The sequence below is a fragment of the Flagellimonas sp. genome, from assembly GCF_965222555.1.
In the GTDB taxonomy this organism is placed as follows: Bacteria; Bacteroidota; Bacteroidia; order Flavobacteriales; family Flavobacteriaceae; genus Flagellimonas.
The window spans coordinates 285193-300680 of the sequence record NZ_CBDCUG010000005.1 but is presented as its reverse complement, the minus strand read 5'-3'; the positions used below and the strand labels follow the sequence as shown (position 1 = coordinate 300680).

17 protein-coding genes are annotated in these 15488 nt (G+C 40.1%); 9 read left to right on the top strand and 8 right to left on the bottom strand.

Translation table 11 applies throughout. From position 1 onward, the window contains the following. Positions 1–2: 2 nt before the first annotated feature. The 5 genes from ACOQO1_RS09940 to murI all read left to right on the top strand — a co-directional run bounded on the left by ACOQO1_RS09940 (position 3) and on the right by murI (position 5746). The gene (locus ACOQO1_RS09940) at positions 3–743 is read left to right on the top strand and encodes an isoprenyl transferase (protein WP_420602724.1); all 741 of its coding nucleotides are present in this window, start codon (positions 3–5) and stop codon (positions 741–743) included. Then, positions 715–3387 carry a BamA/OMP85 family outer membrane protein gene (locus ACOQO1_RS09935; protein WP_420602723.1) on the top strand — a complete coding sequence of 891 codons (2673 nt, stop codon included), beginning with the start codon at positions 715–717 and terminating at the stop codon, positions 3385–3387. The genes ACOQO1_RS09940 and ACOQO1_RS09935 overlap by 29 nt, the downstream gene beginning before the upstream one ends. A 98-nt stretch (positions 3388–3485) precedes the next feature. After that, on the top strand, positions 3486–4322 hold the full coding sequence (locus ACOQO1_RS09930; protein ID WP_420602722.1) for an OmpH family outer membrane protein: 837 nt from the start codon (positions 3486–3488) through the stop codon (positions 4320–4322). A 45-nt stretch (positions 4323–4367) separates the two neighbouring features. After that, positions 4368–4877 carry an OmpH family outer membrane protein gene (locus tag ACOQO1_RS09925; RefSeq protein ID WP_420602721.1) on the top strand — a complete coding sequence of 170 codons (510 nt, stop codon included), beginning with the start codon at positions 4368–4370 and terminating at the stop codon, positions 4875–4877. 89 nt (positions 4878–4966) lie between these two features. Beyond that, a complete protein-coding gene (murI, locus tag ACOQO1_RS09920; RefSeq protein WP_420602720.1) occupies positions 4967–5746 on the top strand; it encodes a glutamate racemase in 780 nt (259 codons plus the stop codon). Positions 5747–5749: 3 nt separating this feature from the next. Here the strand turns inward: murI and ACOQO1_RS09915 are convergent, their stop codons facing one another. After that, the gene (locus ACOQO1_RS09915; RefSeq protein ID WP_420602719.1) at positions 5750–6241 is read right to left on the bottom strand and encodes a dihydrofolate reductase; all 492 of its coding nucleotides are present in this window, start codon (positions 6239–6241) and stop codon (positions 5750–5752) included. Next, complete coding sequence (locus ACOQO1_RS09910; RefSeq protein WP_420602718.1) at positions 6238–6627, bottom strand: 2TM domain-containing protein; 390 nt, start codon at positions 6625–6627, stop codon at positions 6238–6240. Before ACOQO1_RS09910 ends, ACOQO1_RS09915 begins: the two co-directional genes overlap by 4 nt. Positions 6628–6681: 54 nt before the next feature. On the opposite strand from ACOQO1_RS09910, the gene ACOQO1_RS09905 reads away from it, so the two are divergent. Both ACOQO1_RS09905 and ACOQO1_RS09900 read left to right on the top strand, forming a co-directional pair. Then, the gene (locus ACOQO1_RS09905) at positions 6682–7761 is read left to right on the top strand and encodes an aminotransferase class V-fold PLP-dependent enzyme (protein ID WP_420602717.1); all 1080 of its coding nucleotides are present in this window, start codon (positions 6682–6684) and stop codon (positions 7759–7761) included. 164 nt (positions 7762–7925) lie between these two features. Beyond that, positions 7926–8222, top strand: a complete 297-nt coding sequence (locus ACOQO1_RS09900) for an isoamylase early set domain-containing protein (RefSeq protein ID WP_420602716.1) — start codon at positions 7926–7928, stop codon at positions 8220–8222. A gap of 92 nt (positions 8223–8314) precedes the next feature. Here the strand turns inward: ACOQO1_RS09900 and ACOQO1_RS09895 are convergent, their stop codons facing one another. The 6 genes from ACOQO1_RS09895 to ACOQO1_RS09870 are packed head-to-tail and all read right to left on the bottom strand — an operon-like array spanning position 8315 to position 13006. After that, the gene (locus ACOQO1_RS09895; protein ID WP_420602715.1) at positions 8315–8596 is read right to left on the bottom strand and encodes a DUF427 domain-containing protein; all 282 of its coding nucleotides are present in this window, start codon (positions 8594–8596) and stop codon (positions 8315–8317) included. Positions 8597–8599: 3 nt separating this feature from the next. Continuing rightward, the gene (locus ACOQO1_RS09890; RefSeq protein WP_420602714.1) at positions 8600–9568 is read right to left on the bottom strand and encodes an L-histidine N(alpha)-methyltransferase; all 969 of its coding nucleotides are present in this window, start codon (positions 9566–9568) and stop codon (positions 8600–8602) included. A gap of 16 nt (positions 9569–9584) precedes the next feature. After that, positions 9585–10745 carry an ergothioneine biosynthesis protein EgtB gene (gene egtB / locus ACOQO1_RS09885; RefSeq protein ID WP_420602713.1) on the bottom strand — a complete coding sequence of 387 codons (1161 nt, stop codon included), beginning with the start codon at positions 10743–10745 and terminating at the stop codon, positions 9585–9587. Between the two features lie 38 nt (positions 10746–10783). Then, positions 10784–12277, bottom strand: coding sequence for an ATP-binding protein (locus tag ACOQO1_RS09880; RefSeq protein ID WP_420602712.1), 1494 nt, complete (start codon positions 12275–12277; stop codon positions 10784–10786). Positions 12278–12291: 14 nt separating this feature from the next. Further along, positions 12292–12642, bottom strand: a complete 351-nt coding sequence (locus ACOQO1_RS09875; protein WP_420602711.1) for a winged helix-turn-helix domain-containing protein — start codon at positions 12640–12642, stop codon at positions 12292–12294. A gap of 10 nt (positions 12643–12652) precedes the next feature. Continuing rightward, positions 12653–13006: a response regulator transcription factor gene (locus ACOQO1_RS09870; RefSeq protein WP_420602710.1), complete on the bottom strand. Its 354-nt coding sequence runs from the start codon at positions 13004–13006 to the stop codon at positions 12653–12655. A gap of 225 nt (positions 13007–13231) precedes the next feature. Here ACOQO1_RS09870 and ACOQO1_RS09865 point away from each other — a divergent pair, with 225 nt between their 5' ends. Both ACOQO1_RS09865 and ACOQO1_RS09860 read left to right on the top strand, forming a co-directional pair. Beyond that, positions 13232–13585, top strand: a complete 354-nt coding sequence (locus tag ACOQO1_RS09865) for a hypothetical protein (RefSeq protein ID WP_420602709.1) — start codon at positions 13232–13234, stop codon at positions 13583–13585. Continuing rightward, a complete protein-coding gene (locus ACOQO1_RS09860; RefSeq protein ID WP_420602708.1) occupies positions 13521–15470 on the top strand; it encodes a spondin domain-containing protein in 1950 nt (649 codons plus the stop codon). Before ACOQO1_RS09865 ends, ACOQO1_RS09860 begins: the two co-directional genes overlap by 65 nt. Positions 15471–15488: the final 18 nt, after the last annotated feature.

Here is a 15488-nt window from a genome sequence, read left to right as displayed (position 1 = left end):
AAATGCACACATTAGAGGACGTAAACAAGGATAAGCTTCCAAAGCACGTGGCTGTTATCATGGATGGTAATGGCAGATGGGCAAAGCAACGGGGCAGACTTAGGATTTTTGGCCATGAAAATGGGGTAGAAGCGGTAAGGAAAACCGTTGAAAGTTGTGCAAAACTACAGATAGCATATTTAACCCTTTACGCTTTTTCCACAGAAAATTGGAATCGACCAAAAATAGAAGTGGAAACCTTAATGAAGCTTTTGGTATCCTCTCTCCGTAAGGAACTGAAAACCCTCAACAAGAACAATATAAGGCTAAGTACCATTGGGAATATTGATTCCTTGCCTTCAAAAGCGCAAAAAGAACTGGCTGAGGTAATTTCAAAAACGGCTAAAAATACCGGAATGACGCTAACTTTGGCGTTGAGTTACGGCTCTAGGGAGGAAATTAAAACAGCTGTAAAAGAGATAAGTCTCAAAGTTAAAAATAATATAATTTCACCTGAAAATATTGACGAAACCGTTATTAATACTCATCTTTACACGCATTTTTTGCCTGATGTGGACTTGCTTATTCGTACCAGTGGGGAACAAAGGATAAGCAATTTTTTACTTTGGCAGATTGCATACGCTGAATTATATTTTATTGATGTATTTTGGCCCGATTTTAGCGAGCATCATTTGGTGGAAGCAATATTAAGTTACCAAAATAGAGAACGACGATTTGGAAAAACTAGCGAACAACTCAATTAAGGATCTAAAAAAATCCATACAACTATACCTAACACTACTCCTTCTACTACTTATTTCCGCTCAAAGCATTGCTCAGGAAACTTCCTTTGAGGATGGTAAGGACTATATTTTAGGTGGTTTAACGGTTACAGGTCTTCAAAGTTATAATGAGCAAACCGTTAAAACGTTTACAGGACTTCGCGTGGGGCAACCTATCAGGGTCCCTGGTGATGAGATAAGTGCCGTGATCAAAAAATTATGGGGCTTGGAGCTTTTCAGCAATGTGGAGATGTACTACACCAAAATAGAAGGGAACGAAATATTTTTGGAACTTAATATTTTGGAACGCCCAACACTTTCAAAAGTAACGGTGTTTGGGGTAAAGAAAAGAAAGGTGGAGGATATCATCAATGATACCGACCTTAAAAAAGGAAAGAAAATAACGGAGAGTCTTATTGCCAATACCAAAAATTACCTTCAAAACAAGTATAAAAAACAAGGATACCTTAATGCCAAGGTCAATATAGCAACTGCTGCCGATACAACGGGAACCAATACGCAAAGCATGGTCATCAATGTTAAAAAAGGTGACAAGGTTAAAATTCGGAGTATTGTATTTGATGGAAATGAACAACTATCGGACAAGAGACTTCAAAAATCATTGAAAAAGACCAAGAAGAAAAAGTTCTATCGCTTCTGGAAAAAGTCAAAATATATACAAGATAACTATAAGGAAGACCTTTCCAACTTAATAGATACTTATGCGGAAAGGGGTTATAGGGATGCACGGATTTTGTCGGATACCTTTGTTAAGGTTGATGAGAACAACATTGATTTAAGGATAAAGGTAGAAGAAGGGAACAAATACTATTTTGGGGACATTAATTTTGTCGGGAATTCTGTGTATACCGATAGACAGTTGGGTCAAGTTCTTGGACTTAGAAAGGGACAAACCTATAATGGGGTGTTGTTAAAAAAGAGGATTGCAGATGACTCCAAACCTGACGGCGAAGATTTAACCAACCTTTACCAAAATAATGGTTACCTGTTCTCGAGCATTAATCCAGTTGAGGTATCCGCCATTAACGATACCATCAACTTTGAGATACGAATTATAGAAGGTAAGGAAACCTTTTTAGATCATGTTACCGTTACCGGAAATGATAAAACCAACGACCACGTAATTTTTAGGGAACTACGCACAAGACCGGGTCAAAAATATAGCAAGGATAATATTGTAAGAAGTATTCGAGAATTGGGACAGTTGGGCTTTTTTGATGCAGAACAGATTGTTCCAGACATTCAAAATCCAGACCCAAATGCCGGTACTGTGGATATAAAATATAGTTTGGTCGAAGCAGGTTCCAGTCAAATTGAACTTCAAGGAGGTTTTGGCGGGGGAGGTTTTATTGGTACCCTTGGGCTGTCTTTTAGCAATTTCTCGCTAAAGAATATTTTTAACGGAGAAGCGTACAAACCTGTTCCCATGGGGGATGGACAGACTTTTGCACTCCGGTTACAGGCTAGTAGAACCTTTCGTGTATATAGTTTGAATTTTGCAGAGCCATGGTTGGGAGGTAAAAAACCGGTACGTTTTAACCTTTCACTCTCTAGAACCCAGCAGTTTGCTACAAGTTTTAGCAATAGAGGGAGGATTGATGTAAACAAAGATCGTGGATTCTCTATTACCGGGGTTTCCGCAGGTTTGGCCAAACGGGTACAATGGCCGGATGACTTTTTTACCATTTCCCATTCCTTGAGTTATCAGTTATATGATTTCAACGATTTTAATAATGGGCTTTTCAATTTTGGAAATGGAAGTTCCAATTCCTTAAGCTACACCTTTGGAATATCCAGAAGTTCGCAAGGACCAAGTAGAATATTTCCAATGACGGGTTCAAATTTTGAACTAACCGGTAAGTTTACACCTCCCTATTCCCTTTTTGGTAGCAAAGATTTTAAAGAAATACGAAATCAGATTGATGAAAAAACGGAGCGCTTAGTGGAAATTGGAGGCCCTAATACAGGAACGGTTGAAGAGCAAGCGGAATTTGCACGGTTGAGCGATGACGTGGAGAAACTTGAAGAGGAACGTTTTAAGTTATTGGAATTTTACAAGATAAAATTTAAAGGAGACTGGTATACTAGATTGGTTGACAAACTGGTATTGCGTACCAATGCTGAATTTGGATTTTTAGGAAGCTACAACAATGATATTGGTGCAGTACCTTTTGAACGTTTCTTTGTAGGAGGTGATGGTCTAGGAAACTTTACTTTGGATGGCAGGGATGTGATTCAGCTTAGAGGGTATGAGAACAGTTCATTGACTCCTTTTAGCAGAAATGCGATAACCGGACAGCAGGAAAGAGATGGGGGGACCATCTACAATAAGTTTTCTTTGGAACTGCGATATCCGCTTACGCTGAAACCATCAGCTTCCATTTATGCGCTTTCCTTTTTAGAAGCAGGAAACGCCTTTAACAATTTTAGTGAGTTTAATCCGTTTGAATTAAAAAGATCTGCCGGAGTGGGGCTACGTATTTTTATGCCGGCATTTGGTCTCTTGGGTATTGACTTTGGTTATGGGTTTGATTCTGATGCGAATCCGTCCTCTGTTGGTCCAAGCGGCTGGCAAACGCACTTCATCATCGGGCAGCAGTTTTAACCAATAGAAAATAGTGTCTTTTTAATTTCTAAGTAATTCATTATAAATTAATTAACTATTTTGGCACGATATTTTCTATGTAAAAAGCGGAATCAAAAATGAATACCAAAGTTCTTTTGTCATTAGTTGTTTTGATGTTGTCCTTTAGTGGATTTTCACAAAGAGGGGTGCGCATAGGATACGTGGACATGGAGTATATCCTTGAAAATGTAGAGGAATACAGGGATGCAACCGAGCAGTTAAACACCAAAGCACTTAAGTGGAAACAAGAAATTGAGCTTAAACAAAGTGTTGTTGAGCAGATGAAAAAGGATTTAATGGCAGAAAAAGTATTGTTGACGGATGAATTGATTGCAGAACGGGAAGAGGAAATTGAGGTATTGGAGAAGGAAATGTTGGATTACCAGCAAGATCGTTTTGGTCCTCAAGGAGATTTGGTGCTGCAAAAACAGCTGTTGATTCAGCCTATACAGGACCAAGTTTTTAATGAAGTGCAAAAAATAGGTGGAAATAAAAGATACGATTTTATTTTTGATAAATCCGCAGATGTCGTAATGTTGTACTCCGAAAAAAGACATGACATCAGTGACTTGGTTTTAAGGGAGATAGCTCGGACAAGAAAGGTGAGCAAATCCAATAAAAAAGAAAAGGAAAAAAGTCGCTTGGACAAGTTTAAGGAGGAAGAGGCCGAAAGTGAGAAAGAAATTAGCGCTGCGCTAAAGGAACGTCAAGAAAAGGCTGCAGCGGCTAGCGATGCTAAGGCAAAAGCGGTTGAAGATAGAAGAGCGGAGCAGTTAAGACTGCGTGAGGAGCGAAAGAAAGCATACGAGGCTAGAAGAAAGAAATTATTGGAAGAGCGTGAAGCCAAACGGAAGGCCAAATTGGAAGAACGAAAAAAAGCGCAGGAACAAGAAAAGGATTCAATACAACAATAAATATTGAAACACTAAAATTAACATTCAAAATAGTAACTTAGAATCATGAAAAATGTAAAGAAAATTGCTGTAGCACTAGTTTTATTTGTTGCCGCTACAAGTTTTGTAAATGCACAGAGTAAGGTTGCCCACATTAATGTACAGCAATTGTTATCTGAAATGCCGGAGATGAAAGCTGCTCAAGCCGAACTTAAGAAATTACAGGAAACCTATAGAGCGGATATAGAAAGTTCTATGACCGAACTTAAAAATAAATACACGCAATATTCTAATGAAGCTACCTCAAAATCTGAGGAAGAGAATCAAAAAAGAGCGGTAGAGCTTCAAGGGTTTGAAAAAAATATTCAAGAAGCAGAACAAGCTGCAGTTCAAGAAATGCAAAAAAAGCAACAAGAATTGTTTGCTCCTATTTCTGATAAGGCCAAAGCAGCTATCGAAAAAGTTGCTGCTGCCCAGGGGTATGATTATGTGGTGGATGCAAGCCCAGGATTGAGCCTTATTGTGGCCAAGGGAATGGACTTACTGCCAGCTGTGAAACAAGAACTAGGCTTCTAAAGGTTACACAACAAAATAGTGAAAGCCGCTTTTCTTAATTGAAGAGCGGTTTTTTTATGCTGTTTTGTGAATAGTATCTATTTTTGAGCATGTCCAAATCCATTGGCATTTTTGATTCAGGAGTAGGAGGAACATCCATCTGGCAAGAAATCCATAAACAGCTCCCTTTGGAGAACACCATGTACCTTGCAGACAGCAAGAATGCACCTTATGGTGCAAAATCCAAAGAAGACATACTGCAATTAAGCATAAAGAATACTGAGTTTTTACTAAATAAAGGCTGCAAGTTGATTGTGGTGGCCTGTAACACAGCAACTACAAATGCTATAGACTACCTGAGAGCGAACTATGATGTGCCCTTCATTGGTATTGAACCGGCCATAAAACCTGCTGCCCTTCATACCAAAAGCAAAAAAGTGGGTGTTTTGGCAACAAAGGGCACACTTTCAAGCAGTTTGTTCCATAATACCTCAAAAATGTTTGCTGAGGGAATTGAGGTATTCGAACAAGAAGGAACCGGACTCGTAGAACTTATAGAAGCCGGTGAGACCAATTCAAAAAAGACAAAGGAACTTGTAAAGAAATACGTCGATCCAATGTTAGGGCAAGGAATAGATTGTTTGGTGTTGGGATGTACCCATTACCCATACTTGATTCCTGTTCTCAAAGAAATACTTCCTAAAAACATTACCATAATAGATTCTGGTGAAGCAGTAGCTAGACAAACAAAAGCAGTTTTAATCAAAAATAATTTACTGGAATCAGTGGGTAATAATCCAGAGCATGTTTTCTACTCCAATTCAGATGTAGGCATACTTAAAGAACTGGTTGATAATCCACTCGCCAAGATAGAATACCTGGATTTTTAATGATTATTTCCTGCGATAGGTCAGGTAGGTAAAATCATGTTGATGCCTATCATCCTTTGGATGATATTCTTCAGTGATGACCTCCCAATCATTGGGATTGATTTCTGGAAAAAAAGTATCCGCTTCAAAAGAATCATGAATTCGGGTCAATTCAATATCCGTGGCCAAATCCATGGCCTGCTTATAAATTTGACCGCCTCCAATAATAAAAGCACACTCCTCACTCCCAATAAGGGCTACAGCATCTTCCAAAGAATGTACAATCGTACAGGGAAACTTTGGTGTATAGTTTTGATCTCGGGTAACCACAATATGTTCCCGATTAGGGAGGGCCTTTGGGAAACTCTCCAGTGTCTTCCGTCCCATGATGATCTTATGGCCCGATGTCAAGGTTTTAAAGCGCTTAAAATCATCCGGTAAGTGCCAGGGTAGATCGTTGTTTATGCCAAGTGCGTTGTTTTCGGCCGCCGCCGCTATAATAATGAGTTGCCTCACTGATCTTTTTTTTTATTGATGTTGGAAAGCGGAAAATCCGTTTCTATTTCCTTTTGAATTTCGGCAATGCGCTTCTTTTGCATGGCAACCAATTTTTCGCGTTGTTGACGCTCCCATTCCTTACCCATAAATCTACTTGTAACAAAAACATTAAAGGCATGAATGGCAAACAGAAACGCCCACAAAAGAATGGCCCAAATAAACCAATCATAAGCTTCGCCGTATTTCAGAATCTTATTGATCAAGATCAAAAACACGCTTCCTATCAAAAAAATCACAAAATGCGAAAACAGCCTTTTCTTTTGCCGTACTCGCTTTTGAGCATTTTCCAATAGCTCGTGTTGCGCTATATCAACCTGGGTTTCCTGTTTCTTTTTTGATAACATTGAATGGCTATCTTTATCAACAAATATAATTGAATTGCACCCAAAATTTAAGCAATGCAAAACTTAAGAAAGAAATTCCCGGTCTTAAATCAATGTATCTATGCCAACACTGCTGCCACAGGCCTGTTATCAGAAGATTTAATGGAGTGGAGACAGGAACATGATCTAGATTATTTGATAGGTGGGAGTACGATGAAGCAAAAAAGTTTTGAGCGTATGGGTGAAATCAGAAGTTCGGTAGGGAGCTTTTTTGGTTGCAGTTCCCAAAATGTGGCTTTGGTGCCCAATTTTACTCTGGGATTGAACATGCTGTTGGAAGGGTTGTCCAAAAAACTAAATATTCTACTTCTAGAGAACGATTATCCATCGTTGAATTGGCCCTTTGAAACCCGAAATTTCCAAAGAGAATATGTGGATGTTGATGAAGATTTGGAAGAAAACATTTATGAAAGGGTAAAAACGGGAAAGATAGATGTTTTGGCCTTGAGCTTGGTGCAATGGGTAAGTGGAATCAAAACAGAGCTGGATTTTCTCAAAAAACTTAAAAACGAATTCCCAAATCTGTTGATCATTGTGGATGGCACCCAGTTTTGTGGTACACAAAAGTTCAATTTTCAAGACTCTGGAATCGATGTTTTGGGGGCTAGTGCATACAAATGGTTATTGGCGGGCTATGGTAATGGTTTTATGTTGGTGAAAGATGAGGTCATGGAAAGATTTGACCTCAAATTCATAGGGAATGGTTCCGTGGACCAAGATATTACAAAAAGAGAGGATATTCCGTTTTGTAAATATTTGGAACCAGGGCATTTGGATTCCCTCAACTTTGGCAGTCTTCAATTCTCTTTGAATTTTCTGGACACTATTGGTCCAAACCATATAACAGCCCAACTTGAAAAATTATCGCAGAAGGGCAAAGAGGAATTTGGCTCGTTAGGGCTATTGGAAGAAAAAATAATGAAACGACCCAATCACAGTACCATTTTCAATATAAAAGGTGATGAGAAGTTGTTTCATAAGCTCACACAAGAAAATGTTGTCAGTGTGCTGCGGGGAAACGGAATTCGACTCAGTTTTCACTTTTACAACACAGAAAATGAGATTGATGCCATTGCGGATATACTCAAATCCTAAGGGATAAAAATCATTTTTCTCGAAAAATCAGCTACTACTTTTGTAAAAGTAATCCTATTGTTAGGCGCATTTTATCAATATGATAAATCGACTTTAACTTATTGTGAATAAGCGGTTTTATCTATTGCTTTGTGCTTTATTCTATAAAGAAAAAACAGAAAACCATGGCAATAAAAAAACAGTACCTAAAAAGCAAGCCTGTTTGTAAAGTTACATTCACGGTTCCTGCAGAAGAAGCAAAAAAAGTAGCGGTAGTTGGAGATTTCAACAACTGGAATCCCAAGGGAAGTACTTTGAAGAAATTAAAGAACGGAACCTTTAAAGGAACGTTTGACCTTCCACAAGAAAATTCATACGAGTTCAGATATCTGGTTGATGATACCTACATCAACGATACAGAAGCGGATCGTTACCAATGGAACGATTATGCTGGAACAGAGAATGCTGTTCTTGACATATAATTGACCAAATGGTCACTTCGAGCGCAGTCGAGAAGTCTTAACAGTCTAAAAGGTCTCGACTCCGCTCGACCTGACACATGTCATTAGAGGAGTTAAGCTTCAATGGTGACTCCTTTCCAAAAAGCTACCCTTCCTTTAATGCCTTTGGCCAGTTCGCTGGTTTCCGGATAATACCAGGCGGCATCTGCATTTTCTTTCCCATCTACCTCCAATGAATAATAGGAGGCAACTCCTTTCCATGGACAGGTGGTATGGGTGTCACTGGATTTAAAATATTCTTTTTTGATACTATCTGCCGGGAAATAATGGTTGTTTTCTATAACCACTGTATCATCACTTTCCGCTATGACCGTATTGTTCCAAATAGCTTTCATATCCTATTTTTTAAAGACATAATTTTTATACTGTTGTTCGGAATCCGAAAATTGTGTCACAATTTTTAATCCAGCCTTTTCAGCCAGCCACTCCACAATTTCGTCATCGTACTTTTGGGAAATTTCGGTATGAATGGTTTCCCATGCTTTAAGACGTATTTTTAGCTCCAAACTTTCAATTCGTACATTTTGAGCTTCTTTGGAGACCAAATAACTCTTTGCAGTGCCCGTTTCAGGGTCATAGACCTCCCAGTGTAAAAACTTGTCCAAATCAAAGTTTCCACCCATTTCCTTGTTAATACGAGCTAGAATATTCTTGTTGAAGGCCTCCGTTATTCCCGTTTTGTCATTATAGGCATCCAAAACTGTCTGTGGATTCTTTTTTTGGTCAAACCCCATAAAGATGAGATCCCCATCATTTATGGAATCCCTCATGTTTTTTAAAAACTCAACGGCTTGCGGATGCAACAAATTCCCTATGTTGGAACCCAAAAATAAGATGACCTTTCTTTTGCCATTGACTTTGTCAATATCCCGAAGGGTATCAAAATAAGTGCCCTGTAAAGTATTGATCTTAACATCTGGAATTTCTTCCTTGATGGAGTCTTCTAACTTGTCCAAAGCATTTTGGCTGATATCAATGGGCCTGTAATCAAAACTGATCTGGTTTTCCACAAAATAGCGCAGCAGAATTTTTGTCTTTTTTCCATCTCCGGCCCCCAATTCAAATAAGCTGAATGATGCAGTGTTTCCACCAAACAGCTGGGCAATTTCTGCCTTATTTTCTTCAAGGATATTAAATTCAAGATCGGTCAGATAGTATTCGGGCATGGCCATGATATCCTGAAATAATTTGTCACCTACTTCATCGTAAAAATATTTGGAGGACAAATACTTGGGAAATGCGGTCAAACCTTCATAGACCTCTTGTTTAAAAGTAGAGGTAAAAGTTGGCGTGTTTTTATTTTGCATAAGGGATATGTCGAAATTACTTGGCCAACCTTAAACCGGTAAACTGCCATCTAAGTTGGGGGTGGAAAAAATTTCTATAGGTGTGCCTGGTGTGTTTCTCCGGGGTAGCCACTGAACCGCCCCGCAACACTTTTTGATTGACCATAAACTTTCCATTATATTCGCCCAAAGCCCCATCAGCCTTTTGATAATTAGGATAGGGGAGATAGGCACTTTCCGTCCATTCCCAACGTTTGCCCCAGGGAAAGAAAGCTTGGGCTGCTTCCCATTCAAATTCTGTGGGCAATCTATGCCCTTTCCATTGCGCATAGGCAAAAGCCTCAAAATAAGAGATATGCGTTAACGGTTCCTCTTTGTTTACTTTTTGAAGGCCTTTGGAAGTATAATGGTGCCATTCCCCATCAATATTATGCCAATAAAGTGGAGCGGTAATTTGATTTTGGTTTACCCAATCCCACCCCTCAGCATGCCAAATATCAAACCGTTGGTAGCCTCCTGCTTTTATGAATTCCATATATTCTCCATTGGTGACCAATTTGTTGGAGATTTCATAGGTGTGCAAAAAGATTTTGTGCCTTCCCAGCTCATTGTCGTAACAAAAATCATCCGTGTTGTGCCCAATCTCATAGATTCCCTCTTCAACGGTAATCCAATCTTGGGAATGGGTTTCCACAGGATGATCCTCAAAGGCATCAGAGTAAGTTGGAAGCAAAGGGTTGTTTCCCAAGATATATTTAATATCGGTCAACAACAGTTCCTGATGCTGCTTTTCATGGTGGATTCCTATTTCCAAAAGTGCATTAAGTTCCTCACTCTGTGTAGCATTAAAGAACTGTTTAATGTTGTTCGTTACATATTCTCGATAGACATATACTTTTTTAACCGAGGGCCGGGACAAATTTCCTCTATCCGAACGAACCACCCTTTTGCCAACAGTTTCATAATAACTGTTGAAAACAAAAGAGAAATCCTCATCAAAAAGAACATAGTCTTTAGCATGTGGTTTTAGGATGAACTCTTCAAAAAACCAGGTGGTGTGTCCTAAATGCCATTTTGGGGGACTTACATCTACCACAGGCTGAACCACATAGTCCTCAATCTCCAAAGGAGCACATATGTTTTCGGAATGCTTTCGGGTTTCAAGAAAAAAATCCAAAAGGGAATCGGTAAGAATCATAAATGGTTTTTATCTCTTTAAAGATAACGAATAATGCCTTAGTTCATGGCATGTACTGGAAGACTAAAACTAAAGGATGTACCTTCATTGGGCTTGCTAAAAACCTTGATGCTACTGTCGTGAATCTCCATGATTTTCTTTACAATGGCCAGCCCCAGACCTGCTCCTTCTTTTTGTTCCCCAACTTTGGTTTGTCGGTAACGCTCAAAAATAAGTGCCTGATTATCTTTTTTGATTCCGGGCCCCGAATCTTTGATGGTAACCTCCACATGGTCATCTTCCGTTTCAATCTTAACAGTGACTTTTCCACCTTCAGGGGTGAACTTTAGGGCATTGTCCATCAAATTTTGAATGGCCCGTTCCACCAAAGAAATATCGGCAAAAACCAATGGAATGCTATCTTCCATGGACAGTTTTAGGTCAATATTCTTTTGTTTGGCCAACAAAGAATAGTTTTGGTGAATGTCGTTGGCCAATTCACTGATCAAGAAAGGTTCTTTTTGGGGCTGGATCTGGTTCGCTTCCAATTTGGAATATTCAAACAGTTGGGAAATCAACTTGGAAAGCCGCTCACTACTCCGCGAAATTGTTTTCAGGTATTCGCCCCTTTCCTCAGCGGAAAGTTCGCTGTCCTTCATATGCAAAGTTTCAATATACCCTTGAATGATGGACAACGGAGTCCGCAAATCATGGGAAATATTGGCAATGAGCTCCTGACGCAATTGCTCCACTGATTTAATTTTTTCAATATCGGACAGAATGGTGTCCGCCATACTGTTATAGGTACTGGCTACATTGGCCAAATCGGTTTTTTCAGCATTTTCAATGCGATATTCCAAGTCCCCTTGTTGAAAACGTTTCGCGGCATAGATGATTTTTCGAAGGCTGCGGGTAAGGTACCAAATGGCAAGGATGCCCAAAAGTGTGGCAAAAACCAGGGTCAGTAAGGAACCGCCAAGCCCCAAGCGCATAAAATAGCTGTTGAACAAGGCACTACGCGTGTCCAAAAAATCTTCTCCTGCCAAAACAATGTACATATAGCCTTCATGCCCATCTTTGTTAAAATGTGCTGCGGAGAAAATGGTCTGTTTGGATAGATCTTTGGGATCATCACCCAAGGTATAGCTACTGCCGTTTTCAGCGATGAATTTTTTAATGGGGTCCAAATTGACCCTTTTTTGTTTGGTCTCCGGCGCATCATGATCTAATACCACAGAATATTGTACATACCCTTCATTATCTAATAAATACACCTCTATGGCTCGGTTAATGGCCATCATATCGTGCATAAGATCACCAAAAAGGGCTTTGTTTACCGTACCGGTAGAATCAAAAGGGTGTGTGTTTTTGAACTTTTCATCAATGAGGTCCTGTGCAAGATTGGCATGCAACCGTTGGGTGGTCTCATAAAAATATTTGTTGGACAGATAAATGGAAGTAATGGTGTACCCAATGCCCGCCAATAGCAAAATGGCCAAGAAAGACAAGGTGAGTTTTAGAACAAATCTGGCAGAAAGTGTATTGTTTTTCATGGATAGTGGTTTGGTCAGGCTCCTATGAGTTCCTCATTAAATTTGTAGCCCACGCCCCAGGTGGTCAAAATAAATTTTGGATTGCTCATATCCGGTTCAATTTTGGAACGTAAACGGTTAATATGTGAGTTTACGGTATGCTCATATCCTTTAAAATCATAGCCCCAGATCATGTTCAGTAATTTTGTGCGGTCATAACTTTTTCCAGGGTTTGAGGAGAGAAGCACCAACAATTCAAACTCTTTTGGGGAAAGTTCTATTTTTCTACCATCCAAAAGCACTTTTCGCATGTCGATATCAATGGAAAGGATATCAAACTCCATAAGTTTTGGATTTTTCTCCGAAACGGATTCCACAATATCCATTTTTTGTCGCCTAAAAATGGCCTTTCACCCGAGCTATAAATTCCCGTACGCTAAAGGGTTTGGTCAAATAATCATCGGCTCCAACCTCAAGACCCAATACCTTATCAATTTCCTCAGAACGTGCCGTGAGCATCATAATGGGGGTTTTAATCTCACGTGCCCTGATTTTTTGGCAAATTTCAATACCGTCCATTTCAGGCAGCATTACGTCCAATATAATAAGGTCGGGATTTTCATTGATGGCCTTTTGCAGTCCAATATCACCTCGGATAGCTGTCAGCACCTGGCAACCCAAATCTTTAAGGTGTATTTCCAAAAGACGGATGATCTCAATATCGTCCTCAACAATCAACACTTTTTTCATGGTTCAACGAATTAAAAAGTAAAGTATCACGGAAAGTTCACCGTTTGCTATAATTTTTTGATGAAATGATGTTTAAAAAGTCAGGTTTTAAGGTAAATCTTTACAAAAAACACCAATTTTTATCGTAACAAGTTAAAAATCAGCAAGTAATATTTTTTGATTTTTATGTGATACTTCTGCAACAACTTCCCTTTTCATTTGTGGTACAATTTAAAAAACAAGAAAATGAACAACTTAAAATCGTTATTGATGCTATTGTGCATCGGAGTAATATTGAGCTCTTGTGACGGGGATACTGATGATGCACCTGTTGTACTGGATGCTGGAACACTCTCAGGTGGTCCGTTTACTTTTACCATGGATGGAACCCCAGATATGGTAAGTGGAATCACTTTGGACAATTCCAATGTGAATGGAACAAACAAAACCTATGTAATTACAAATGATGAAGGGAAGATTCTAGGACTTCCCCCGACCCTTGATGCCTTGGAAGGGGTGAATTTTGACCAGGCGGGTGTCGGGAATTTGCTTCATCTGGCATGCTGTTTACGAAGATGGACTTACCGGACTGGAAGTTGATATGAACACCAGCGACCTTTCTGGTGAGTATGACCTTTCCAATTCAATCATGGTTACTAGAAATGGATTGAACGCAGGAACACTTTCTGGCGGACCTTTCTATTTTACGGTTGATGGAACTCCTGATATGGTGAGTGGAATCACTTTGGATGATACCGATTTAAATGGAACCAATCAGACCTATGTGATCACGGATGATCAAAACAACATTTTAGGATTGCCTCCAACACTTGAAGCTGTGGAAGGCGTAAACTTTGATGGTGCCGGTGCCGGGGTCTGCTATATATGGCATTTGACCTATGAAGATGGTTTAACTGGACTGGAAGCAAGCAAAAATGTATCCGATTTTAACGGAGAATATGCACTTTCCAATTCCATTAAGGTAACAAGGAGCGCACTTAACGCTGGTGTACTTGCTGGTGGGCCATTTACTTTTGTTGTTGATGGTGAAGCGGACATGGTCAGCGGAATTACTTTGGACGATGCCGAGTTAAATGGAACCAATCAGATCTATGTGATTACGGATGATCAAAACAACATTTTAGGATTGCCTCCAACACTTGAAGCAGTGGAAGGCGTAAACTTTGATGAAGCTGGTGCTGGGGTCTGCCTTATTTGGCATTTGACCTATGAAGATGATCTAGAAGGATTGGAAGCAGGTAAAAATGTAGCTGATTTTAACGGGAACTATGCGCTTTCCAATTCCATAACGGTTACCCGAAATGAGCCTGTAGCTACTAATTTTACCGTTACCATTGAAAATGTGTTCCAACCCAGGGCGTATTTTGCCAATGGCACTACCGGGTTGATCATGCCTGGAAATTCAGAGTCAATTACGTTTAATGCTGGGGTAGGACATTATTTGAACTTTGCCACCATGTTTGTGCAGAGCAATGATTTGTTCTTTGCTCCGGATGAGAACGGAATTCCCTTATATGACGCCAATGGATATGCCCTGACAGGGAACATCACCGATAAAATTGAATTATGGGACGCAGGTACCGAAGTGAATGAAGAACCTGGCGTGGGTCCAAATCAGGCTCCTAGACAATCTGGTCCAAATACGGGAATGGATGAAAACGGAACCGTGGAACTGATTGAGAATATAAACGATGGCTATACGTATCCAGCAGTTTCAGAAACCATTAAGGTGAAACTGGAACATGATGGAGGAACGCAATTTACACTGACCATTTATAACATTTCCAACACCTGTTCCATTCCAACGCCATTTGCCCCAGGTACTTGGGTGATTCACAGCGCTGACCAAACGCCGTTGTTCGTTGAAGGTGAGGCCGCCTCAGAAGGTTTGGAGCGTATTGCCGAAGATGGTGATACCAGCATCTCAGATGCGGAACTATCCGCTGCCAGTGGCTTGGTATCCCCATTTGCCCCGGGTGCCTATGAAATAAACGGGCAAGTGTTCACAACAGGTGAAGTTTCTTCCGCAGCCTTTGAAGCTCTTGCAGAGGACGGTAACCCTTCGGGTTATGCCAATGTGTTCAACACACCTGTGGGCGCTGGCGGACCTGCTCCTATTTTCCCGGGAGAATCCTACAGTTTTGAATTTGCTGGCTCGGCAGGAGATGTACTCTCTTTGGCCACCATGCTTGTACAGTCCAACGATTGGGTAGTTGGTGCCAATAATATTGCGCTGTTTGATGGTAACACCGCACTATCCGGAGATATTACTTCCATGTTTAGTATTTATGATTCTGGAACCGAAGTGGACGAATATCCCGGAGCGGGTGCCAACCAGGCTCCTAGACAAGCTGGTCCAAACACGGGAACGGATGAAAATGGCTATGTGGAACTGGAAACGGACCTACCCGCAAATGTACCTGCTATTGCTGATATGATTAAAATTACCATTACAGCAAACTAGCACTATTGAAAAAGAAAA